Source organism: Caenimonas terrae, from assembly GCF_042655405.1.
GTDB classification, from domain to species: Bacteria; Pseudomonadota; Gammaproteobacteria; order Burkholderiales; family Burkholderiaceae_C; genus Ramlibacter; species Ramlibacter terrae_A.
This window is the reverse complement of sequence record NZ_JBHSMF010000002.1, coordinates 821639-843774: the sequence shown is the minus strand read 5'-3', so window position 1 is coordinate 843774 and position 22136 is coordinate 821639. Positions and strand designations below refer to the sequence as shown.

Here is a 22136-nt window from a genome sequence, read left to right as displayed (position 1 = left end):
ATGAACACGACGACTGCATCCCCGGCCTTCCCCGTTCCCGCCAGCGCCCCGGCCGCCGCCCGCCAGGTGCTCGGCCTGCTGCGCAAGCTTGTGCACGGTTCGCTGACGCTGCAATTGCCCGACGGCAGCAGCCTGCGCTTCGGCAACGGCCAGTCGCCGCACGCCGCCATCGCGCTGCGCAACTGGAACGTCTGCGCCGCGGCGCTGCGCTCGGGCGACATCGGCTTCGCCGAAAGCTATGCCGCCGGCGACTGGACCACGCCCAACCTGACCGACCTGCTCACGCTGTTCATCGCCAACCGGCGCGTGATCGACGACGTGGTGTACGGCAGCTGGGCCGGCCGGCTGTACCACCGGCTGCGCCACCTGCTCAATCGGAACACGCGCGGCAACAGCCAGAAGAACATCCACGCCCATTACGACCTGGGCAACCGCTTCTACGAGCTCTGGCTGGACGAGACGATGAACTACTCGTCGGCCTGGTTCCAGGGCGACCGCAGCCAGCCGATGGCGGCGGCGCAGGACGCCAAGGTGCGGCGCGCGCTGCGCATGGCGGGCGTGCGGGCCGGCGACCGGCTGCTGGAACTGGGCTGCGGCTGGGGCGCGCTGGCCGAGACCGGCGCCGGCGAGTTCGGCGCCCAGGTGACCGGGGTGACGCTGTCCGGCGAGCAGCTCGCGTTCGGGCGCAAGCGCATCGCCGACCGGCAGCTGGCCCAGCGCGTGGACCTGCGGCTGCAGGATTACCGCGACATCGCGGACGCGCCCTTCGATGCGGTCTGCTCGATCGAGATGGTGGAAGCGGTCGGCCGCGAGTACTGGCCCCAATACTTCAAGACCGTGCACCGGCTGCTCAAGCCAGGCGGGCGCGCCTGCATCCAGAGCATCGTGATCGACGACGCCCTGTGGGACCGCTACATCCACTCGACCGACTTCATCCAGCAATACATCTTCCCGGGCGGCTGCCTGCCGTGCCCGCGCGAGTTCCGGCGCGAGGCGCAGGCTGCCGGCTTCCGGGTGATCGACGAGATGGCCTTCGGTGCCGACTACGCGGAGACGTTGCGGCGCTGGCGCGACAGCTTCCATGCCCAGCGCAGCCAGGTCCTGCAGCTGGGATTCGACGAGCGGTTCATCCGCATCTGGGAGTTCTATCTGGCCTATTGCGAAGCGGCCTTCGACCAGGCCAACATCGACGTCGTCCAGTACACGCTGCTCCGGTGCTAGCCGCCCAGTTGCTGGCCGCGGCCGCCCTGGCCCTCGGCGCCCCCTGCGCGCTGCGCGCCCAGCCCGCGCCGGGCGTGGGGCAGTTCGTGCCCTCGGCTCAGGCGGCAGGCAGCGCCCGGCTGCGCTTCTGGGGCCTGGAGGTCTACGACGCCAGCCTGTGGGTGGCGCCGGGGTTCCGTCCGGCCGATTTCTCCAGCCACCGCTTTGCCCTGGAGCTGCGCTACCTGCGCGGCTTCAGTGGCGCCGACATCGCGCAGCGCTCGCTCGACGAGATGCGGCGCGTCGGCGGCTTCTCCGCCGCGCAGGCGGCACAGTGGCAGTCGGCACTGGCGCGGCTGCTGCCCAACGTCGCCGCCGGCGACAGCATCACCGGCATCAACCGTCCCGGCAGCGGGGTGCTGTTCCTGTCCAACGGCCGGCCGCTCGGCGAGATCGGCGACGCGCACTTCGCGCGGCTGTTCTTCGGCATCTGGCTGGCCCCCTCCACCTCCGAGCCGGCGCTGCGCACCGCGCTGCTGGCAGGCAGCCAGCGATGACGCCGCAAGCGCCCTTCTCCAGCATGGACGGCCTGCGCTACGGCCTGCTCGGCCTGCCGCTGGCCTTCGTCGCCTTGCCGCTCTACGTGATCCTGCCGAATCACTACGCCCGCGAGTTCGGCGTGCCCCTGGCCGCGCTCGGCGCCGTCCTGCTGGCCGCGCGCCTGTTCGACGCGGTGATCGATCCCTGGATCGGACGGCTGAACGATCGACTGTTCGCGCGCTCACCCGCTTCGGTGCTGGGGCTGGGCGCACTCGCGGCCCTGCTGCTGGTGGCCGGCTTCGCGCTGCTGTTCTTTCCATTGGCGCGGCAGCCCGGCGCGTTGCTGGCGTGGGCTGGCGCGGCGCTGGTGCTCACCTACGCCGGTTACAGCATGCTGTCGGTGGCGCACCAGTCCTGGGGCGCGCGGCTGGGCGGCGACGAAGCGCAACGCGGGCGCATCGTGGCCTGGCGCGAAGGCCTGGGACTGGCCGGCGTGCTGCTGGCGTCCGTGCTGTCGGTGGCCGGCGGCCCCGCGGTCGCGACCGCGGCCTTGGCCGTGGCCCTGATCGCAGGCTGGTTGGCGTGGGCGCGCAGCCGCCAGCCATCGCCTTCGCCGCCGGCGGCCGCGGCCTTCAGCCTCTGGCTGCCGCTGGTGCGCCCGAAATTCCGCCGCCTGCTGGCGGTGTTCCTGCTCAACGGCATCGCTTCCGCGATCCCCGCGACGCTGGTCCTGTTCTACGTGCAGGACCGGCTGCAGGCGCCGGCGGCGCTGCAACCGGCGTTCCTGGGCTGCTACTTCCTGTGCGCCGCGCTGGCCATGCCGCTGTGGCTGGCCGCCGTGCGCCGCATCGGCCTGGCGCGCAGCTGGCTGTGCGGGATGGCGCTGTCGATCGCCGTGTTCGCGTGGGCGGCGCTGCTGGGTGCCGGCGACAGCGCTTCCTTCCTCGCCGTCTGCGCCCTCTCGGGGGCGGCGCTGGGCGCCGACCTGGCGCTGCCCGGCGCGCTGCTGGCCGGGCTGATCGCCGACGCCGGCGAGCGCGGCCGCGCCGAGGGCGCGTACTTCGGCTGGTGGAACTTCGCCACCAAGCTGAACCTGGCGCTGGCGGCCGGCCTGGCCCTGCCGCTGCTGGCGCTGGCCGGCTACAGCCCGGGCGCCCGCGACGGCGGCGCATTGGGTGCACTGGTGTTCGCCTACTGCGTCCTGCCTTGCGTGTTGAAGCTGCTGGCCGCGGCCACGCTGTACCTGGGCCTGATCCGCCCCGAAAGGAACCGATGAAACGCCGCCTTCTCCTCGTCTCCACCGGCGCCGGCCTGCTGGCAGGCTGCGCCGGGCCGCAGCTGGCGGACTTCACCGGCGCCACCCCACGGCTGGACCTGCGCAGCTATTTCGACGGCAAGGTCGATGCCTGGGGCATCTTCACCGACCGGGGCGGCAAGGTGGTCAAGCGCTTCACGGTGGCGATGGAGTGCCGCTGGCAAGGCGACCAGGGCGTGCTCGACGAGGCATTCCTGTATTCCGACGGCACCCGCCAGCGGCGCGTCTGGCGGCTGACGCAGCTGGCGGACGGCCGCTACAGCGGGCGCGCCGACGACGTGGTCGGCGAGGCGCTCGGCCGCCAGTCGGGCAATGCCTTCCAGTGGCGCTACACGCTGGCGCTGCCGGTGGACGGCCGGGTGATCGAGGTGCAGATGGACGACTGGATGTACCTGATGTCCGAGCGCGTCCTGTTGAACAAGGCGGCGATGAGCAAGTTCGGCGTGCAGCTGGGTGAAGTGACGCTGTCCTTCACCAAGCGCTGATGGCCACCTGGTTCGGCCCGCTCAATCCGCCGCAGCGCGAGTGGCGCGGGCGCACGGTCTGGGTCGTCGGCGCTTCCAGCGGCATCGGCCGGGCCACCGCCGCGGCGCTGCATGACGCCGGCGCCCGGGTGATCGTCTCGGCCCGCAACGAACGGGCGCTGCTCGACTTCGCGAGGCAGCATCCGGGCGCGCTGGCGGTGCCGATGGACGCGGGCGACCGCGCCTCGGTGCAGCAGGCCGCGCAATCCATCCTGGCGGTGTCCGCGCTGGACACGGTGCTCTACTGCGCCGGCCATTACCGCGAGCAGCGGGCCAGCGAGTACGACCTGGGCGAGATGCTGCTGCACCAGCAGGTCAATTACGTCGGCGCGCTGAACTTGCTGGACGCCGTGCTGCCGCATTTCCTGGCGCGGGGCCGCGGCCACATCAGCCTGGTCAGCAGCGTCGCCGGCTACCGCGGCCTGCCCAAGAGCCTGGCCTACGGGCCGACCAAGGCCGCACTGATCAACCTGGCCGAGACGCTGTACCTGGACTTGCGCGACCGGCGCATCGGCGTGAGCCTGATCTGCCCGGGTTTCGTCGCCACGCGGCTGACGGCGCAGAACGAATTCGAGATGCCGGCGCTGATCACGCCGGAGCAATCGGCGCAGGCCATCCTGCACGGGTGGGCGAAGGGGCGCTTCGAGATCCACTTCCCGCGCCGCTTCACGCTGGCGATGAAGCTGCTGCGGCTGCTGCCCTTGCGGCTTTACCGCAACGTGGTGCGCCGCACCACCGGCCTGTGATCAGGCCGGCTTGCTGTCGATGAAACTCTGGCGCTGCATCAGCTTTTCCTGCAGCTTGGCCAGGTTGGGGTAGCCGGGGCGCCAGTCGATTTCCGGGAAGCGGAAATCCACATAGCCCAGCGCGCAGCCCACCGCGATGTCGGCCAGGCTGAGATAAATGCCGGCGCAAAAGGGCTTGTCACCCAGTCCCTGGCTCATGGCCTTGAGGCTGGCGTGCACCTTGGACAGCTGCCGGTCGATCCAGGGCTGGCAACGCTGCGCCTTCGGCCGGCCGGCCCAGTTGTTTTCCAGCCGGGCCAGCAGCAGCGCGTCCAGCACGCCGTCGGCCAGCGCTTCCCAGGTCTTGACCTCGGCGCGCTCGCGTCCCATTGCCGGGATCAGCTTGCCCACCGGCGACAGCGTGTCCAGGTATTCGACGATCACGCGCGAATCGAACAGCGCCTCGCCGCCTTCCATCACCAGGCAGGGCACCTTGCCCAGCGGATTGGAATGGCCGATCGACGTGTCGGCGGCCCAGACGTCCTCGATCACGAACTGGTAGTCCAGCTTCTTTTCCGCCATGACGATGCGCACCTTGCGCACGTAGGGGCTGCTGTCGGATCCAATCAGTTTCATGAAGGCTCTCTGCGTCTGTTCGAGTTGTCGGGGAAGGCTTGCATTTTAGGGGAAGCTGCACTTCCCCCTGTGGTTCCCCGGCGACATGATGACAGCGACCTACAATCCACGCATGACGCTTTCGACCATTTCAGCGCTGTCGCCGCTCGACGGCCGCTATGCCGCCCGGCTGGCGCCGCTGCGTCCGCTGATGAGCGAGCAGGGCTACATGCACCGCCGCGTCCAGGTGGAAATCTGCTGGTTCATCGCACTGAGCGATGCGGGCTTTCGCGAGTTCAAACCCCTGACGCCCGGAGCGCGCACTTACTTGCTCGGGCTGGCCAAGAACTTTTCGGAAAGCGACGCCTTGGCGATCAAGGAGATCGAGAAGACCACCAACCACGACGTGAAGGCGGTGGAGTACTGGATCAAGTCCAAGTTCGAGGCCCGGCCCGAGCTGAAGGCGGCCAGCGAGTTCGTCCACTTCGCCTGCACCAGCGAGGACATCAACAACACCAGCCATGCGCTGCAGCTCAAGGCCGGGCGCGACCAGGTCATCCTGCCCGCGCTCGACGCAGTGATCGCCAGGCTGCGCGAGCTGGCCCACGCCCATGCGGCGGTGCCCATGCTCAGTCGCACCCACGGCCAGACGGCCAGCCCGACCACCGTCGGCAAGGAAATCGCCAACGTCGTGGTGCGGCTGGCGGCGGCACGCGAGCGCATCGCCGCGGTCAAGCTGCTGGGCAAGATGAACGGCGCCGTCGGCAACTACAACGCCCACCTGGCCGCCTGGCCCGACTTCGACTGGGAGGCGTTCAGCCGCAAGGTGGTGGAAACCCCCGAGCCGCTGGGCCTGGGGCTGACCTTCCAGCCGTACAGCATCCAGATCGAGCCGCACGATTACATGGCGGAGCTGTTCGACGCGATCGCCCGCGCCAACACCATCCTGATCGACTGGTCGCGCGACATCTGGGGCTACATCAGCCTGGGCTACTTCAAGCAGCGGCTCAAGGAGGGCGAGATCGGCTCGTCCACGATGCCGCACAAGGTCAACCCGATCGACTTCGAGAATGCCGAAGGCAACCTCGGGCTGGCCAACGCGCTGCTGCGCCACCTGTCGGAGAAGCTGCCGGTCAGCCGCTGGCAGCGCGACCTGACCGACAGCACGGTGCTGCGCAACATGGGCGTGGCGCTGGGCTACGCGGCGCTGGCCTATCACTCGACCATCATCGGCCTGGGCAAGCTGGAACTCAACGAGGAGGCGCTGGCCGCCGACCTGGACCGCGCCTGGGAGGTGCTGGCGGAGCCGATCCAGACCGTGATGCGGCGCTTCGGCCTGCACGGCGCCTATGAACAGCTCAAGGAAGTGACGCGCGGCAAGAGCGTGCGGCCGGAAGACCTGCACGGCCTGGTCCGCTCGCTGGACATTCCGCAGGAAGAGAAAGACCGGCTGCTGGCGATGACGCCGGCCAGCTACATCGGCAAGGCGGCCGAGCTCGCCCGCAGGGCATAGGCGCTTTGGCCCTCAAGTCCACCATCTTCAAGGCGAACGTCCAGGTTGCGGACATCGACCACGGCTACTACGCCGACCACCAGCTGACGCTGGCCCGCCATCCCAGCGAGACCGACGAACGCATGATGGTGCGGCTGGTGGCGCTGGCCCGCAACGCCCACATGCTGCAGACCGTGCTGAACGGGGACGGCACGCTGTCCTTCGGTGCCGGCCTGTCCAATCCCGACGAGCCCGACGTCTGGCTGCGCGATTACACCGGCCGCACCCGCCTGTGGATCGAGGTCGGCCAGCCCGAGGACAAGCCGCTCACCCGCGCCTGCAGCAAGGCCGACCATGTGCAGGTCTACTGCTTCAGCCATGCCGCCGAGATCTGGTGGCGCGGGATCGAGAACAAGGTCGCGCGGCTGCAGAACCTGAGCGTGTTCCGGGTGCCCACCGAGCCCTCGCTGGCGCTGGCCAAGCTGGCGCAGCGCAGCATGCAGCTGCAGGCGACGATCCAGGAAGGCACCCTGATGCTCGGCGACGGCGCCACCACCGTGGACATCGAGCCGCAGCGCTGGAAATAGCGCTCAGTCCGGCATCGGCCGGCCGCAGTTCCAGCACGATTCGAAGCCGCCCTCCACCAGCTCGCCGCAGGCGCAGGTCCAGCGCCGCTGCCGCACGTTCTGCAGCGCATGCAGCAGCTCGCGGGCCTGCCCTTCCTGGGCGTCGTCGCTGATCCAGACTTCGGGCAGGCACTGGTCGGGCGGCAGTTCGCCGGCGACGGCGCCGAGGTAATAGCGCTGCATCGACGCCTGGATTCCCGCATGCAGCAGCGCGTCCACCCACAGCGCGGCGATCGCGATGTTGGGAGCACGCGTCAGGCGCCGCATCGGCCCTTCAGGTTGGCGCCGGGGTCGGCGTCGGCTGCGGGCCCTCGGCGGCGCGCTCGGCGTACTTGTTGAAGCGCCAGGCGTCGCTTTCCAGCGTGATCCGGCGCCAGGTCTGGCGCTTCTCGGCCGGCGTCATCTCGGGCCAGCGCTGCACCTCCTCGAAGCTGCGGCCGCAGCCCTTGCAGCTGTCGTCGCCCTGGCTGGTGGAGCAGATGGCGATGCAGGGCGTGTCCGGCGTGCTGTCGTACCAGGCCTTCCACGCCGCGTAAGCCTTGGGCGGGAAGCCGCGCTCCTCGGCCTGGTCCTCATGGTAGAAAACCATGAGCGCGTACACCTCCGCCAGCGCCCGCAACTCGGGTGCCAGCGTGACCCCGTCGGGGGAGGGGCTGCGGTCGCGCCAGTAGTTGATGGCGGCCTCGATGTCGGTGATGTGGATTCCGGCCATTTGCTTGCGGGTAGGGGAGCGCGATGATAGCGCCCCAGCATGCACCGGATTGCATGCCTGTGCTGTAATCGGGTCACGAAGGGGAGTAGCTCCCGCTCGTTGCGGCACAGGGAGGTGGCGGGAACAACCGGCATCGCTGCAGCGGGTATCAGCAAAGTCGTCAATACGAAGTGAAAACTTCCGGCTTGCTGGGCACAGATCTGCATGACACCATGCCGAGCAAGACCTTCGACTGGAACCCGGGACGGGTTCGGTCGAAGCGCGCTTGTGGTTCACGGCAGCCACCAGTTCCACCGGCCGGACGCGTCCCGGGTTGTTGATCGATTTCTTCAACCTGGAGTGTCTCGTCATGGAATTTCTATCCGCACCCTGGTGGTCCGCGCTGCTGGCCATCATCCTCATCGACCTGGTGCTGGCGGGCGACAACGCGATCGTGATCGCGCTGGCCGCCCGCAGCCTGCCCAAACACCTGCAGAAAAAGGCCATCGTCTGGGGCACCGTCGGCGCCATCGTCGTGCGCTCGGCGATGACCGTGGCCGTGGTCTGGCTGCTCAAGATCCCCGGCCTGATGCTGGTCGGCGGGCTGGGCCTGGTCTGGATCGCCTACAAGCTGCTGGCCGACCAGGGCGACAGCGGCCACCACGGTCCGCCGGCCAACAGCTTCTGGGGCGCGATGCGCACCATCGTGGTCGCCGACGCGCTGATGGGCATCGACAACGTGCTGGGCGTCGCAGGCGCGGCGCACGGCGCGTTCGACCTGGTGCTGATCGGACTGCTGGTCAGCGTGCCGATCGTGGTGTTCGGCAGCACCGTGGTGCTCGGGCTGGTGCAGCGCTTCCCGCTGATCATCCACGCCGGCGCCGCGGTGCTGGCGCTGACCGCCGCCAGGATGATCGTCAGCGAACCCCTGCTCGATCCGCTGTTCGACCCGCCGCAGCTGGCCAACACGGTCGCCCGCTACGGCACCTATGTGGTCGCAGTGGCCGGCGTGCTGCTGGCCGGCTGGTGGGTCAGCCGCCGGCAAGCCGAGGCCGCAGCCAAGTCCGGCGACGGCCACGCCGCCTGAGCGATTGCCGCCACCCCTTCAAACCTTGCAGGAGATCATCATGGAAACCATCATCGTGTACCTCGACGACGCCGCCCACGCCCAGCAGCAGCTCGCCCCGATGGCAGTCGCCGGTGCGCCGGCCGCCCATTGGGTGCTGGTGGCCTGCGCTCCGCGCATGACCCGGCACGTCAGCAAGTTCGTGACGCACAGCGCCCGCCAGAACTGGCGCGCCAAGTGGGCCGACAAACTGTTCCGCCAGGTCGTGCCCCACCTGGCGGCGCGCGGCGACGCAGTGACGGCAGTGCTGGCCAACGGGCCGCTGCCCGAGCTCACCCGCCAGCTCGCGGCCCGGCATGGCGCCGCGAGGGTGCTGGACGCCCGCAGGCCCCGGTTCGGCCAGGACCTGCAGCCGGTCACGCCGGAGCAGCCGACGGCGACGCAGGAACGCTGGTCGGTTCCCGGCGCCGTGCTGGGAATGGGCGCCGTGCTGCTGCTGGCTGCCGAATAGCGGCGCGCGCGCCGGCAATGCGGTGCTATCCTGCGCCCATGAAGCTCCTTGTCAAATGGCTGCTGAGCGCAGCCGCATTGCTGCTGGTCGCGTATCTGTATCAGGGCGTCGAGGTGCGCAGCTTCACCGCCGCCCTGATCGCAGCCTTCGTGATCGGCCTGCTCAACGCCGTGGTGCGGCCGGTGCTGGTGCTCCTGACCTTGCCGGTGACGGTGCTGACGCTCGGCCTGTTCCTGTTCGTCATCAACGCCCTGATGTTCTGGGCCGCGGCCTCGCTGCTGGACGGCTTCGCGGTGCGCGGCTTCGTCGCCGCCCTGATCGGCTCGCTGATCTACTCGGTGATCGGCATGGTGATCGAATCAGCGCTCGAGCGCCTGTTCCCGAAGCATTGACTGGACCTCCCGGGCGCGGGTGTCCACGATCGACGCCTCGATGTGGTCGCTGCCGGCGCCGCCGCGCACCACCAGTTCCTGCGCCGCCCTGAAGCGGTCGACCGCCGCTGCGTAATCCAGGTGCGCAACCTGCGCCTCCGCCTCGGCGCGGATCGAGCGCAGCGTCTGTCCCTGGGCGGTATAGGCACTCGCCAGCAGCTGCCACGCCGTGGCATCGCGCGGATGAAGCGCCACCCACGTCTGCAGGCGCGAGGACACCTCCGGCGCCCGGCCCGATCGCACGCGGGCCTGCGACCCCAGCAGCACTTCCGGCCGGCCGGGTGCAGCGAGGTCGACCAGGGCGGCGGCGCGGGCCGCGTTGCCTTCGCCCAAGGCGATCTCGGCCTCCAGCAGGCGCGTCAGGCGCGCTGCACCCGCGTCGCCCCGGGTCACGGCGGCGAGCCGCGCCAGCCACTGCGCCGCGCCGGCGCCATCGCGCAAGCGCGAGCTGGCGAAGGCGGCCGCGTACAGCACGCCGGCCTGGCGCGCGGGGGCCAGCCTGGCCGGGTCCATGCCCTGGGCCTCGGTGACCAGGGCCCGCAGCCCGTCGACGCCCGGATAGGAAAACACCTTGGCCCGGGCGGCCATCATGCTGTGCTCGAAGGTCGGCGCCGGCGGCGTCGCCGCGCGGCCCATCGGCTGGCGTGCCTGCATTTCGGCGATCCGCTCGGTGTTCATCGGGTGGGTGCGCAGGTACGGGAAACTGCCGTTGTCGTTCAGCCGCGATGCCTGCTGCAGCTTCTCGAACATGGTGACGAAACCCTGGGGGTCGTAGCCGGCCTGGGTCAGCACGCCGAAGCCGATGCGGTCGGCCTCGCGCTCCATGTCGCGGGAAAAGTTCAGCTGGCTCTGCACCGCCACCGCCTGGCTGCCGGCGATCATCGCGTTGGCGGCGTCGGGGCTCTTGCTGGCGGCCAGCGCACCGAGGATCATCGCAGCCAGCATCAGCGGGCCCTTGCGGTTCTCTTCGGCCATGATGCGCGAGATGTGGCGCTGGGTGACGTGACTGAGCTCGTGGGCCAGCACCGAAGCCAGTTCGTCCTGGCTGGTCGTGACGCTCAGCAGGCCCAGGTTCAGCCCCATCCAACCGCCCGGCAGGGCAAACGCGTTGATCGCCCGGTCCTTGCCGATCAGGACCTCCCAGGCGAAGCGATCATCGAGTTCCGCCGTCAGTTCGCCGCGCTGGCGGGCCGCGGTGAGCAGGCGCTGCCAGATGCCCTGGACGTACTCGGACAGCACCGGGTCATCGAGGTAGTCGGGATCGCGGTACAGCTCGCGCGCGATCCGCTCTCCCAGCTTGCGCTCGGCGCTGACGTTCAGGTCGCCGGCGTCGCCCAGGGTGGGCAGTTGCGCCCGGGCCGCGGGTTGCACCAGCGCGAGGCACGCCAGCAGGGCCGCGGCCGCCCGCCGGGCACCGGACAGCGTCCGCTTGGGGTTGGCAGTCGGGTTCAAAACGAATCCAGTGCGAGGAAAGCCACCACATCGGTGCTGGCCGGATCGACGAAGGCGGTCCAGAACGTCTTGCGTCCGGCCAGCGGAAGATACAGCGTGGTTGCCGGCTGGCACCCGGCCCGCGCCAGGGCGGCATCGATCTCCGCCGCCCGGGCCGGGAAGCGCGACTTGAGCTGGTCCACCGGCCTGGCCGCCTGCAGCACCTGTGCCCGTGCGTCCGCGTACGGCTGCCAGAAGTCGGGCCGCGTCCCGATCGGGATCCCCTGCAGCGCGACGATGGTCGCCTCGGCCTCCTCGTTGCGGCTGCGAAACGGCCGGACCGCCAGCATGGTGGGCCCCCGCAGCGGAAACGGGTCGATCCCCGCGGGCATCCGGTTCAACAGCTCCGGCGGCACGTCGACCGCGTGCACCACGCGATAGCGATCGATCTCGAACACCAGATGGACCGGGCGGGCCACGAACACCGTCCACAGGCCATAGCCCAATGCCAGCAGCTGGATCAGCACCACCACCGCCAGGTCGCGGCGCAGTTCGCGCCGCGGCTTGGCGCGATTGAAGATCGCCAGGGTGATCAGCGGCCCGAGCAGCACATCCACCGTGACCAGGATCAGGAACAGCTCCCGGCCGCCGGAAATCTCGCCGTATGGCGCCGGATACCAGACGACGAACACCAGCATCGCCGCCAGCAGCGCGACCGCAAGGCTGATTCCAAGATGGATGGCGGCGGCCCTGACCCGGACTTTCCAGTGAAGCATGGCCGTATGATGCTTGAGAAGCTGCAACGTTCCGGGCAGCGCTTTCCCCGAGCACCCGCATGAGCCCCTTGACCCACTTCGATGCCGACGGCCAGGCCCACATGGTGGACGTCGGCGCCAAGCCCGGCACCCACCGCGTGGCGGTCGCAGCCGGCCGCATCGAGATGCAGCCTGCCACGCTGGCGCTGATCCAGGCCGGCAACGCGAAAAAGGGCGACGTGATCGGGATCGCCCGCATCGCCGGCATCCAAGGCGCCAAGCGCACCAGCGAGCTGATCCCGCTATGCCATCCCCTGGCGCTGACGCGGGTGGCAGTGGAGTTCACCGTCGATCCGCAGGCCTGCTGCGTCCACTGCCAGGCGACCGCCGAAACCGTCGGACCGACCGGCGTCGAGATGGAAGCGCTGACGGCGGTCCAGGTGGCGCTGCTGACGATCTACGACATGTGCAAGGCGGTGGACCGCGGCATGACCATCACCGGCGTGCGGCTGCTGGAAAAGAAGGGCGGCAAGTCGGGCCACTTCGTGGCGGATCCCCCGCTCACTTCGTGACCTGGCTGGCCGGCCGGCTTGCCTGGCCCACCGCCGCCGCGGCAGCAGCCGCTTCGGCCGGAAAGGCCGCCCGATAGCGCTGCAGCAGCCAGAGCGCCTGGTCTTCGCGCCGCAGCACCATGGCGCTCTCGATCGCGACATCGATCACCCGGGGTTCCGGCGAATAGTGCAGCAACTCCATGGCCGCCGCATTCATCCTGGCCGCGTTGGCGCGCGTCAATGGCGTGATCGACAGAACGGCAAAACCGACCTGGTCGCGGTACAGCCAGGAGTCGCCGACTTGCGGCAACGGCAGGCGGCGAAACAGCGCAGTGCGGTTTTCCGCCGGGATGTAGATCTGGCTGATCCTCAGATAGTCCCAGGCGCTGAACAGCAACGCCATCGACAGCAGCCCCGCAACGGCCAGCCGGCCGCCGGCGCCGACCATGGCGGGAGTGGTTGGGCGCGGCTCGCGCACCAGCAGCCCGAGGGCTAAGCCGAAGGCCATCTGGAACGGCCCGTACCACAGGGGATACTCCAGCAGGCTGTGCAACAGGATCACCGCGATCACCGCCCAGGCCATCCGGCGGATGGGATCGGTCTCGCGCCAGGGCCGGCGCCAGGCCAGCCATGCAATGAAGCCGGCGCAGGCCAGCAACGCCACCGGCACGCCGAGCTCCACGGCCAGGTGCAGCGGCAGGTTGTGGGCGTTGTCCAGGATGTCGCAGAAGCGGGGGCCGGGATAGAGGGTGGCGAAGTGCGCGAAGTCCAGTTCGCCCCAGCCCCACCCGAACCACGGCTTCTGCGCGATCAGGTGCAGCACGTTGCCCCACAACACGGTGCGGCTGGCGCAGCCGTCGGCCGAGACCAGCCGGCCGAATGCATTGGGCGCGTCGACCTCCAGCAGCGCATGCAGCAACAGCGGAAAACAGAACGCCGCCGCGGCATAGGCCAGTGCCGCAGCGGCGCAAACGGCGGCCACGGCGCGGTGCATCGGACGTACCCACCACGCGGCCAGGCCGATCACCAGTACCACCTGCAAGGCGCCGGTGCGGGACGCGGAGGCGGCGTTGGCAGCCGCCAGCAGGACGGCGGCCGGCACAGCCCAGTGCAGCCGCACGCCCTGCTGCACGCGCCACAGCAACGCCACCAGCCCGATCGACGTGAGGGTGGCAAACTGGTTGCGCTGCCGCAGGTTGGCGAAGGCCTCGCCCGGCGAGGTCGGATTCACCAGCGGCGCCAGGTCGGCGCCCAGGCCGAAGTACTGGGCAATGGCGAAGGCGCTGCTGGCCAGGGCAGCCACCAGCCACGCGGTTGCCACCAGCGACGCCGCGCCCTCGCGCCGGAGCGCTGCGCCGACGGCGGCGCTGATGGCGATCACGATCAAGCCGCCGACCGCGAGCAGCACGGGCGGAGCCGCATGGCCCAGGCCGACCAGCGCGGCACCCACCGCCACGCTGGCGCCCAGCTGCATGCGCGTCACTTCCGGCGCCACCAGCACCCACAGCATCAAGGTGCATGCCGCCGCCACCAGCCACGGCTGGATCACGGCCGACGGGCCGCCGGCCAGCGGATTGAGCCAGGGCAGGACGGCGCAGGCCAGGAACAGCGCAACCGCGCCGCGGCCGGCCAGGCGCGCGCCGGACGAGCCGGCCTGGATCTTCCAATCGGCGGGCCTGCCCGCGGTGACGTCAGGGTCCATCTGCAAGCGCGGGCTCCAGTTCCAGCGGCGAGCGGCGCCACAGATCCCAGGCCCGTTCGATCACGTCGGCGAATTCCCGCAGGAAGCGCTCCTCGCTGAAGGTTTCGGCCCACTGGCGGCAACGATGCGGATCGAACACCGCGCCGGCCGCCTCGAACTCATCGACCGCGGCGGCCAGCGACTCGGGCGTCTGCTGCGCAAAGAACAGGCCGGTCGGCTCCGGCCCGTCGTGCAGGCCCCGCACCGTCTCGCACGCACCGCCGACGCCATAGGCGATCACGGGCGTGCCGCAGGCCTGCGCCTCCACCGGCGAAATGCCGAAATCCTCGTGCGCCGCAAACACGAAGGCCCTGGCGCGCCCCATGTAGTCCTGGACCACCTCGTCCGGCTGCCATCCCATCAGCTCCACGTTCTGCGGGCAGCGCGCGCGCAAGGCGTCGAGGTCGGGGCCGCTGCCGATGACCACCAGCTTGCGCTGCGGCATCGCCCGGAAGGCGTCCACGATCAGGTCCACCCGCTTGTACGACACCAGCCGCGAGACGGTGACGTAGAAGTCCTCTTTCACCGGCTGCAGCGTGAACGACGAGGTGCGCACCGGCGGGTAGAGGACCCGGGAGCGGCGCCGGTAGGTGCGCCAGATGCGCTGCTGCACATGGCGCGAATTGGCCAGGAACAGGTCGACGTTGTTGGCGGTCTGCCGGTCCCAGATCCGCAGGCGATGGAACATCCAGCGGGCCAGCCAGCCTTTCGCGCCGGAGTCGAGCTTGTAGTCGGCGAGATACTGATGGTGCAGGTCCCAGGCGTAGCGCATCGGGGAGTGGACGTAGCTGACGTGCAATTGCTCGGCCGTCGTCAGCACGCCCTTGGCAAAGGCATGGGAACTCGAAACGATCAGGTCGTGGTCGCGCAGGTCGTGGGTCTCGACCGCCAGCCCGGTGAGCGGCAGGTAGTTCCAGAAGGACCGGCGCACGAAGGGCGCGCGCTGCAGGAACGTTGTCGTGATGGACGGTACCGGAAGCATCGCCCTGTTCTTGGGGGAAAGGAAATCAATGGTGGCGTAGAGCCGCGAGCCGGGAAAGCAGTCCAGGATGCAGCGTGTCACGCTCTCGGAGCCGCCCCATTCCGTCAGCCATTCGTGCACGACGCCGACGCGCCGGGGACCGCCGAGTGGCTCTGCTTGTGTGGTCTGTGCGGACATTGCTTGTGGTGCCGTGGTAATCAAGGCCGGGCGACGGAACGCGGATGCAGCATCAACTTCATGACCAGGCCCGCGCGCGCCCATTCGCCGTGGATGACCCGGTCGGCGACCAGCAGGAGCAGGCTGAGCCAAACGACCGGAAGCAGGTGCGGAGAGAACTTGCGGGTGTATCTGAGGCGATTGAGGACGCCGTAATATTCCGACAGCATCGACTTGCGCCTGACCCCGCCGGTAGATCCCGTGCTGGCACCTTCCTTGTGTCGAACCCGGCTCTGGAGCGCGACGGCCGGCCGGAAGCCCTGGGCGCGGCCGCGCTCGCACCAATCCAGTTCCTCGTAGTACAGGAAATAGCCGTCGTCCATCGGGCCGACACGCTGCAGGTACTCTTCGGTGACGTAGAGGGACGCACCGACCGGATAGTCGATGTCGAAAAGAACGGACTGCGCCTGGGCGCCCGCCGGAACCGCCTTGGTATGCCATCCCACGGCAAGGTACTTGCGGAACACGCCTGCGATGGCCTGCACCCGCAGCGGCTCCTCCCATTCGAGCAGCACGGAGCCGCAAAGGCCCATGTCGGGATATCGCTGCGTTGCTGCCACCAGGTGGGCCAGGGCATCAGGCTCGACCTTCACGTCGTTGTTCAGGAGCCAGAACCCCCTGGCGTGCAGCTGTTGCCGGCCCCATTCGATGCCCTTGTTCAATGCGCCGGCGTAGCCGAGATTGGATGGGATCGGCATCAGGTACAGATCCTGCGGTGCCCCGCCGCCCTTCTGCGCGCAGCGCCCCAGCCTCATCACTTGCCCCTGCACGTCGCCCGGCGCAGCCGCGTCGACGGCGCCGCCGTCCGCTCGCAGGGCCTGGACGAGGTGCTCGATCGAGCCGTCGCTCGATCCGTTGTCACAGACCAGCACGGCCAGCCTGGGCTCCGTCATCGCGCAGAGACTGCGGATGCATTCGAGCGTGTCCTGCCATCCGTTCCAGTTGACCACCACGGCCAGGATCTCGGCGGGACGCAGCGGTCCGTTCGATGCGTCTGTCATGTCGGATCCCGCGGCGGCGCCAGGGCAGCGTCAGGCCTTTTCGAACAGGATGCCATCGTCCCCTTGGTCTTTGTCGAACATGTCCGCCAGCAGGGGCAGAAAGCCCGCAGCACCCACCGTCTCGCCTCGGGACGGAACCGTCAACTTGCTGAAATAGGGCGCCACGACGGACAGGAACTGCGCGACGGTAACACCGCTCACGTTCCTCAGATGATGGGGCAGGAACTCGACTGCCAGCAGCTTGGTGCCGGAGAGGATCTCCCGCATCCCGCGCAGCGCAAAATATTCCGACCCCTCGATGTCCATGATGACGACATCGAAGGCCTTGTCGTCCAGGTACTGGTCGAGACTGAATGCCGGCACGGTGATTTCTTCGGGACGATCGTAGTAGTAGGCGTGCGTCTTGTTGATCGGAGTACGCTTGCTTCCTCCTGAATTCACCTTGTTGAGCAGGAACTTGATGCTCTCTTCCTTGTCGCTCGCTGCGATATTGATCGCCTGGCAGTTGGAGATCGCATTCAGCGCGATATTCTGCGTCAGCAGCTTGTAGGTGGCGGGATTGGCTTCGATGGCGACGACTTCGCGGCATTTCCTCGCCAGCGGGATGGCCAAGGTCCCGATATGGGCGCCGACCACCAGCACCCTGCTGCCGGGCGTGATGCGCGAACCCAGTCTTTCGATCTCCTCGGTGCCGTACTCGCCGTTCATCCTCAGCTGCCGGCCGACCGCAAAATCCTCCGAGTCGATGGCGAAGAAGCCATTGCTGGTGTCCACGATCAATCCCGACACGTGGCGGCCGTTGATCTTCCTGGTCAAGGATCCGACCAGCGACCGGACGAACAGTTCGAGGCGTTGCAGCATGGTCAGGCTTTCGTTGGCCGCATGATATTTTCGATGGACATTTTCCGGAAGAACTGGCGCTCCGGAACCTCTCCGTACAGCTCGTAGCGGTCGTCGTAGAGGTCCTGGTCGGTCCACACCCAGCCGGCGCCCGGCGGGCACTTCCGGCCCGGGTGGGTGGGGCCGAAGATCGCTGTCAGGTTGGGGTTGAGGGCGCCGGCCATGTGCATCAGGCCCGTGTCGGTGCTGAAGACCGATTGCGCGTGTCTGAGCAGGTCCCACGCCTCGCGCAGACTGGTCCTGCCGCAGAGATTGACTGTGCGCTCGCCGGCGAATCTGTCGTAATACCGGGCTTCGTCCTTTCCGCCGAGAAAGACGACCTTGCCTCTGGCGCGGCAGGCGCTGACCAGGTCGGAGAACAGCGATTCGGGCATGCGGCGGACGGTCGATTGCTCGTTGGCGTTGGCGCCGCCTCCGTTGACCAGCACGGTATAGGGCTGCTCCATCGGGCAGGGGTCGGATGGCGGCAGCTCCATCGCAACGTCGGCACCGTCGATGGGCAGGCCCAGAGCTTCTCCAAGCGCCAGGTAGTAGGCGATCTCGTGTTTCACCGGGCCGTAGGGGACCGTGCGGGTGAGGAACATGGCGTCCAGCGGCCTGCGGGCAAAGCCGATGCGCACCGGGACCCCGGCCAGGCGCGCCAGCAACGCGAAGATCCAGTGCTTGTCGAGGACAAGGATGGCGTCATAGCCGCGCAGCAGGCGCACCAGGGAGCCCAGCCTCGCGATTTTGCGCCGGTACAGAATGCTCTCGTCGAAGCGGACGAGCCGGCTGATGTGCGGGTTCCCCTCCAGGATGGCGCCGCTGGCCTGCCCGACCAGGTAGTCGATGCTGGTCTGCGGAAGCGCCCGCCGCAGCTGCCGCACCAGCGGTGTCGTCATCAGCACGTCGCCCAGTGCCCCGATCTTCAGGAGCGCGATCTTCTTCACCGCGCGGCACCGGCGACGGCGGCGGGGAAGCAATCCGGCCCCAGGGCGCACACCTCGGCCGGCGCGGTTCTCATATCTCGCGGTCCCACGGCATTCCGGTGCGGCCGCGGATGTTCCTGCAGTCGACCACATCCTTGCCCGCCAGGACCCCCTCGACCGTGCCGATCGGCGCCGGGTTCAATGCCCGCCAGAATTTGTACATCACGGTTCCGTCGTCGAGCACATAGATCTTCATGTCGGACTCGGAATACTGGCGGACGGCGCCACCGTTGATGCGCATCGTCTTGGAGTTTCCGGGCGGGAAAAACCGCGGGCAGTCGTGCTCGATCCGGTTGAATACCAGCTCGACCCTGGGTGAAACCGGCTGCTCGGGCGCCTGCGTGGCGGCGACCGGGTAGCGCAGGGGGCAGACCCAGAACCCAACGCCCTCCGTTGCCGGGCCTTCCGGCTTGCGCCTGATGGTGATGGCTTCGATGCCGCGGGAGCGAAACAGCTTGCAGGTATCTCCCTCCAGCGCCAGGCGCTGCGAACGCAGCAGCTGGTCCAGCGCATCGCGCACCTTGGGTTTCGCCTTCCCATCCGGGGCGACCTCGCCCTGGATCGACGGCGCGACCAGCATGATCGGGCCCGGCGCCGCTTTCAGGAAGTCCTGCGCCCAATCGGCATCGCGCCCGACCGCACCGACGTTGGAGACGTTGATCCAGCGCGAGGCGGCGGGAAACTGCGGTGCGATCAGCGAATACGAAATGGAGCTCAAGGTCACATAGGTCGTCGGCGGCCCCGCTGCCAGGGACGCCGGGACGTCGATATGGAAGTACGGCGCCTCCTTCCACGGCAACCAGGCCCAGGAATCCCAGGGGGGAGTCATCGCGACGACGAAGGTCTGGACCGCCAGCACTGCAATGGCCAGAAAAGTCCGGAACCACCTGGTGAGCGGAAGCAGGTAGACCAAGCCCACGGTCAGCGGACCGGCGCACAGCAGCATGGGCAGGTAATAGCGGCCGTTGCCCGAACTCATCAGCCACGGCGGCACGGACACCACCAGCAGCAGCAGCATCACGAGTGCAGGGCGAGGGTTGGCGCTCAATCGCTTGCGAAAGGCGAAGACGGCAATGGCGAGGAAGACGATCGCGGCGAATCTGATGTCGGGAGCGGCGATTTCCACGTAGACATTGGCCTCCGGGGCCGCCATCGCGAAGAAGCGCAGCAGGCCGTCGCTGATCGTGTCCGGCTCGAAGCGAATCATCGCTTCCACCCGGTCGCGAGCCGCAACGGCTCCAGCCAGGGATCGAAGAAGGGGTAGAACGGATTGCCGTAATTGGTCCAGAGCAGCCAGCCCCAGTAGCCGTAAGTGACAGCCAGTGCCACGGTCGCGGCGAGCCCGCCAAGCAGCACGTTGAGCAACCTGCCGGACGGGCTTGCGCCGCGCCAGGCCCACAGCAGCGGCAACAGGATGGCGATCGGAACGTTGCTCAATTTGAAGCCCACCGAAACGCCCGCCAGCAGTCCCGACAGCACGACCGCCCTGCGAAAGCCGGTTTGCGCCGGCGAGGCCAGCGCCTCGATCATCAAGGCGATCGCCCAGACCAGCGGGATTGCGGCGAGCAGGTCGTTGCTCGTGCTGTCGAGCATTGACAGCACGACACCGCCCATGAATGCGAGCGCCACGGCAAGTGCGCGCATGCCGACCTCGAACCACTCGCGGCCCGGGATGCAGGCATGGGCGAGCTTCCACAGCGCCGGCGCCACCGTCAGGTGCAGCAGCGTCAGGACGATGCCGGCAACCACTCCGCTCGCCCCGAGCATGGCCAGCATGTACACCGGCCAATAGAGGTAGGGAAACTGGTAGGACTGGTAGGAAGCAGCGAGATAGTCCCGATCGAATCGCGGATGGTCCGCCGTCCACCCCAGGTAGATGTGGTGGTTCAGCGCATCCCAGCTCAGGCCGGTGTGCCCCAATGCGACCGGCACCGAACAGAGCGCCAGGACGCATCCCACAAAGACGATGAGGGGTTCCCACCGAATGAGCCAGTCGGGGGCCAGGAACCGCGTGTCATCCATTGCGTTTGCGATCCACCGTACGCCAGCAGATCTCGGCGGAACCGGCAAAGAGGGCGCCGGCAACCGCCTGCATGCCGACGATCATCAGGGTCACCGCGGGGATGACGACCCGCATGCCCTCTGCAGGATTGAGCGCGCCAAAGCCCGAAGACCCCCATCCGTACAGGATTCCGATCGACCACAGCACGCCGATCAGGAACAGCACGCCGCCGAACAGCAGGCCCGTCTCGACGGTGCGCAGGGGTTTGGTCCGCATCAGCCAGGGTGGCTCCGGAACGATGCCCGAGACGACGCCGAGCCACTTGGTGAGCAGTGCCAGCTGCACTGCCTGCACGCCGATCACGATGGCGGCCGCCATGTACAGCAGCGTGTGCACCCGGCTGCCCATGGAGAAGGCGAGCCCGAACAAGGGCTGCAACGCGAGAAATCCGAGCATCCCCACCGACGCCAGCAGCAGCCCGGGGTACAGGAACAACCAGCGGGGACAAAAGAGCAGCAGGAATCGCAAGTGCCGCCAGCCGTCGCGCCAGGTCCGCAGGTGCGGAGGGCGATCGCGCCTGTCGGGGCGAAGAACAGTAGGGACTTCCTCGATCCTGGCCCCCGCCAGGGCGAACTTCGCCACCATTTCCGACGCAAATTCCATCCCGGTACTGACCAGCCCCAGCCGCAGCACGGCATCGCGCGAAAAGCCTCTGAGGCCGCAGTGAAAGTCGCCAATCGACGTGCGGAAGAACAGGCGGCCGATGAAGCTCAGGACCGGATTGCCGAGATAGCGGTGGAGAAAGGGCATGGCGCCGGGCTCGATGCCGCCGCGGAAGCGATTGCCCATGACCAGCTCGGCGCCGGCGCGCAGGCGCTCGACGTACGCCTGGAGCTGCGAAAAATCGTAGCTGCAGTCGGCGTCTCCCATGATGATGAAGCGGCCCTTGGCCTCGTGGATTCCCGCCTGCAGCGCAGCTCCGTAGCCGCGGCGCGGCGCATGGACCACGCGGGCGCCCGCCGCTTGCGCGAGTTCGACCGATCCGTCGGTCGAACCGTTGTCCGACACCAGAACCTCGCCGTCGACCCCGGCGGTCGCGAGGTACTTGAGCGCGTCCGCAATGCAGGCTTGCACCGTCCGTGCCTCGTTGAGGCAGGGCATGAGCACCGTCAACTCGCACGACCGGATCATTGTTGAATGATGCATGACTTCGCAGTCGAGGCTAGCACGATCATGATGGATGTCCGTGTGGCCGACAGGACTTCCCGCGGGACAAAAAAAATGAGCGGCCGAAGCCGCCCATTTGACGTGTCAAGAATTAACCGCGGCAAGAGCCCGGCAGGTACTTGGCCAGGATCGGGCTGGTGGCGCCAGGGCCGCACTTCCAGCCGCCGACAACCGTGCCTTGCGAGTAGGCGGTGATGGCGGTGCCACCGGACGTGGTCGGGACCAGGTCAAGCGTCTTGTCGTCGATGTTGGCATCGCCGAAGCCCGTCGCCATGACGGTGATCTTGCCGGCGGTGTCGGTGTGGATCGACTTCACGTACTTGGAGGACTGGCCGGTCGACTCGCAACCCCAGGCGTCGGCAGCAACCGTCGACAGGGAACCGGTCTGATACACCTCGGAAATCGTCGTACGGCAAGCAGAAGCGGCCAGAACGACCTCAGACAGCTTGGCGCGCTTGGTGTAGTCCTGATAGGCGGGCAGAGCCACCGCAGCAAGAATACCGATGATCGCGACCACGATCATCAATTCGATCAGGGTGAAACCCTGTTGGACGGAACGCTTCATAAATCAACTCCTCAAGTGGTTTGGGTCTTGTTGGTCAGCAGGTTCTGTGCCAACCGGTTTT

25 protein-coding genes are annotated in these 22136 nt (G+C 68.2%); 11 read left to right on the top strand and 14 right to left on the bottom strand.

Translation table 11 applies throughout. The features are described from left to right. The 5 genes from ACFPOE_RS04145 to ACFPOE_RS04125 are packed head-to-tail and all read left to right on the top strand — an operon-like array spanning position 1 to position 4325. Positions 1-1221 (top strand): class I SAM-dependent methyltransferase, encoded by a 1221-nt coding sequence (locus ACFPOE_RS04145; RefSeq protein WP_376848729.1) that lies wholly within the window; start codon positions 1-3, stop codon positions 1219-1221. Beyond that, on the top strand, positions 1215-1757 hold the full coding sequence (locus ACFPOE_RS04140; RefSeq protein ID WP_376848728.1) for a chalcone isomerase family protein: 543 nt from the start codon (positions 1215-1217) through the stop codon (positions 1755-1757). Before ACFPOE_RS04145 ends, ACFPOE_RS04140 begins: the two co-directional genes overlap by 7 nt. Further along, positions 1754-3016 carry an MFS transporter gene (locus ACFPOE_RS04135; protein ID WP_376848727.1) on the top strand — a complete coding sequence of 421 codons (1263 nt, stop codon included), beginning with the start codon at positions 1754-1756 and terminating at the stop codon, positions 3014-3016. The genes ACFPOE_RS04140 and ACFPOE_RS04135 overlap by 4 nt, the downstream gene beginning before the upstream one ends. Beyond that, positions 3013-3540: a DUF3833 domain-containing protein gene (locus ACFPOE_RS04130; RefSeq protein ID WP_376848726.1), complete on the top strand. Its 528-nt coding sequence runs from the start codon at positions 3013-3015 to the stop codon at positions 3538-3540. The genes ACFPOE_RS04135 and ACFPOE_RS04130 overlap by 4 nt, the downstream gene beginning before the upstream one ends. Then, positions 3540-4325 carry an SDR family NAD(P)-dependent oxidoreductase gene (locus tag ACFPOE_RS04125; protein WP_376848725.1) on the top strand — a complete coding sequence of 262 codons (786 nt, stop codon included), beginning with the start codon at positions 3540-3542 and terminating at the stop codon, positions 4323-4325. The genes ACFPOE_RS04130 and ACFPOE_RS04125 overlap by 1 nt, the downstream gene beginning before the upstream one ends. Here ACFPOE_RS04125 and ACFPOE_RS04120 read toward each other — a convergent pair whose 3' ends face one another. Further along, entirely contained in the window at positions 4326-4940 is a 615-nt protein-coding gene (locus ACFPOE_RS04120; protein ID WP_376848724.1) for a glutathione S-transferase N-terminal domain-containing protein, read from the bottom strand. It abuts the gene before it with no gap. Positions 4941-5052: 112 nt separating this feature from the next. Here ACFPOE_RS04120 and purB point away from each other — a divergent pair, with 112 nt between their 5' ends. Both purB and ACFPOE_RS04110 read left to right on the top strand, forming a co-directional pair. Beyond that, positions 5053-6432 carry an adenylosuccinate lyase gene (purB, locus tag ACFPOE_RS04115; protein WP_376848723.1) on the top strand — a complete coding sequence of 460 codons (1380 nt, stop codon included), beginning with the start codon at positions 5053-5055 and terminating at the stop codon, positions 6430-6432. A gap of 5 nt (positions 6433-6437) precedes the next feature. Next, a complete protein-coding gene (locus ACFPOE_RS04110; protein WP_376848722.1) occupies positions 6438-6998 on the top strand; it encodes a YaeQ family protein in 561 nt (186 codons plus the stop codon). Positions 6999-7001: 3 nt separating this feature from the next. Here ACFPOE_RS04110 and ACFPOE_RS04105 read toward each other — a convergent pair whose 3' ends face one another. Next, on the bottom strand, positions 7002-7304 hold the full coding sequence (locus tag ACFPOE_RS04105) for a DUF2007 domain-containing protein (RefSeq protein ID WP_376848721.1): 303 nt from the start codon (positions 7302-7304) through the stop codon (positions 7002-7004). A 7-nt stretch (positions 7305-7311) separates the two neighbouring features. Next, positions 7312-7749: a DUF3717 domain-containing protein gene (locus ACFPOE_RS04100; protein WP_376848720.1), complete on the bottom strand. Its 438-nt coding sequence runs from the start codon at positions 7747-7749 to the stop codon at positions 7312-7314. 349 nt (positions 7750-8098) lie between these two features. On the opposite strand from ACFPOE_RS04100, the gene ACFPOE_RS04095 reads away from it, so the two are divergent. The 3 genes from ACFPOE_RS04095 to ACFPOE_RS04085 are packed head-to-tail and all read left to right on the top strand — an operon-like array spanning position 8099 to position 9697. Continuing rightward, positions 8099-8815: a TerC family protein gene (locus ACFPOE_RS04095; protein WP_376848719.1), complete on the top strand. Its 717-nt coding sequence runs from the start codon at positions 8099-8101 to the stop codon at positions 8813-8815. Positions 8816-8855: 40 nt separating this feature from the next. Then, complete coding sequence (locus tag ACFPOE_RS04090) at positions 8856-9305, top strand: hypothetical protein (protein WP_376848718.1); 450 nt, start codon at positions 8856-8858, stop codon at positions 9303-9305. A 38-nt stretch (positions 9306-9343) separates the two neighbouring features. Next, a complete protein-coding gene (locus tag ACFPOE_RS04085) occupies positions 9344-9697 on the top strand; it encodes a phage holin family protein (RefSeq protein WP_376848717.1) in 354 nt (117 codons plus the stop codon). On the opposite strand, the gene ACFPOE_RS04080 is transcribed toward ACFPOE_RS04085, so the two are convergent. After that, positions 9665-11188 carry a M48 family metalloprotease gene (locus ACFPOE_RS04080; RefSeq protein WP_376848716.1) on the bottom strand — a complete coding sequence of 508 codons (1524 nt, stop codon included), beginning with the start codon at positions 11186-11188 and terminating at the stop codon, positions 9665-9667. The two genes, ACFPOE_RS04085 and ACFPOE_RS04080, sit on opposite strands and share 33 nt — an antisense overlap. Then, entirely contained in the window at positions 11185-11943 is a 759-nt protein-coding gene (gene tfpZ, locus ACFPOE_RS04075; protein ID WP_376848715.1) for a TfpX/TfpZ family type IV pilin accessory protein, read from the bottom strand. The genes ACFPOE_RS04080 and tfpZ overlap by 4 nt, the downstream gene beginning before the upstream one ends. A gap of 59 nt (positions 11944-12002) precedes the next feature. On the opposite strand from tfpZ, the gene moaC reads away from it, so the two are divergent. Continuing rightward, positions 12003-12494: a cyclic pyranopterin monophosphate synthase MoaC gene (moaC, locus tag ACFPOE_RS04070; RefSeq protein WP_376848714.1), complete on the top strand. Its 492-nt coding sequence runs from the start codon at positions 12003-12005 to the stop codon at positions 12492-12494. Here the strand turns inward: moaC and ACFPOE_RS04065 are convergent. The 9 genes from ACFPOE_RS04065 to ACFPOE_RS04025 form a co-directional block, all read right to left on the bottom strand. After that, positions 12484-14175, bottom strand: a complete 1692-nt coding sequence (locus tag ACFPOE_RS04065) for a PglL family O-oligosaccharyltransferase (protein ID WP_376848713.1) — start codon at positions 14173-14175, stop codon at positions 12484-12486. The genes moaC and ACFPOE_RS04065 overlap by 11 nt on opposite strands. Further along, positions 14165-15196: a glycosyltransferase gene (locus ACFPOE_RS04060; protein WP_376848712.1), complete on the bottom strand. Its 1032-nt coding sequence runs from the start codon at positions 15194-15196 to the stop codon at positions 14165-14167. Before ACFPOE_RS04060 ends, ACFPOE_RS04065 begins: the two co-directional genes overlap by 11 nt. A gap of 197 nt (positions 15197-15393) precedes the next feature. Beyond that, positions 15394-16413, bottom strand: a complete 1020-nt coding sequence (locus ACFPOE_RS04055) for a glycosyltransferase family protein (protein WP_376848711.1) — start codon at positions 16411-16413, stop codon at positions 15394-15396. A 30-nt stretch (positions 16414-16443) separates the two neighbouring features. Next, positions 16444-17274: an FkbM family methyltransferase gene (locus ACFPOE_RS04050; protein ID WP_376848710.1), complete on the bottom strand. Its 831-nt coding sequence runs from the start codon at positions 17272-17274 to the stop codon at positions 16444-16446. Positions 17275-17276: 2 nt separating this feature from the next. Continuing rightward, entirely contained in the window at positions 17277-18242 is a 966-nt protein-coding gene (locus tag ACFPOE_RS04045) for a glycosyltransferase family 9 protein (protein WP_376848709.1), read from the bottom strand. A gap of 70 nt (positions 18243-18312) precedes the next feature. After that, on the bottom strand, positions 18313-19488 hold the full coding sequence (locus tag ACFPOE_RS04040) for a hypothetical protein (RefSeq protein WP_376848708.1): 1176 nt from the start codon (positions 19486-19488) through the stop codon (positions 18313-18315). Continuing rightward, entirely contained in the window at positions 19485-20303 is an 819-nt protein-coding gene (locus ACFPOE_RS04035) for a hypothetical protein (RefSeq protein ID WP_376848707.1), read from the bottom strand. The genes ACFPOE_RS04040 and ACFPOE_RS04035 overlap by 4 nt, the downstream gene beginning before the upstream one ends. Beyond that, positions 20296-21474, bottom strand: coding sequence for a glycosyltransferase family 2 protein (locus tag ACFPOE_RS04030; protein WP_376848706.1), 1179 nt, complete (start codon positions 21472-21474; stop codon positions 20296-20298). Before ACFPOE_RS04030 ends, ACFPOE_RS04035 begins: the two co-directional genes overlap by 8 nt. Positions 21475-21601: 127 nt before the next feature. Further along, the gene (locus ACFPOE_RS04025) at positions 21602-22075 is read right to left on the bottom strand and encodes a pilin (RefSeq protein WP_376848705.1); all 474 of its coding nucleotides are present in this window, start codon (positions 22073-22075) and stop codon (positions 21602-21604) included. Positions 22076-22136: the final 61 nt, after the last annotated feature.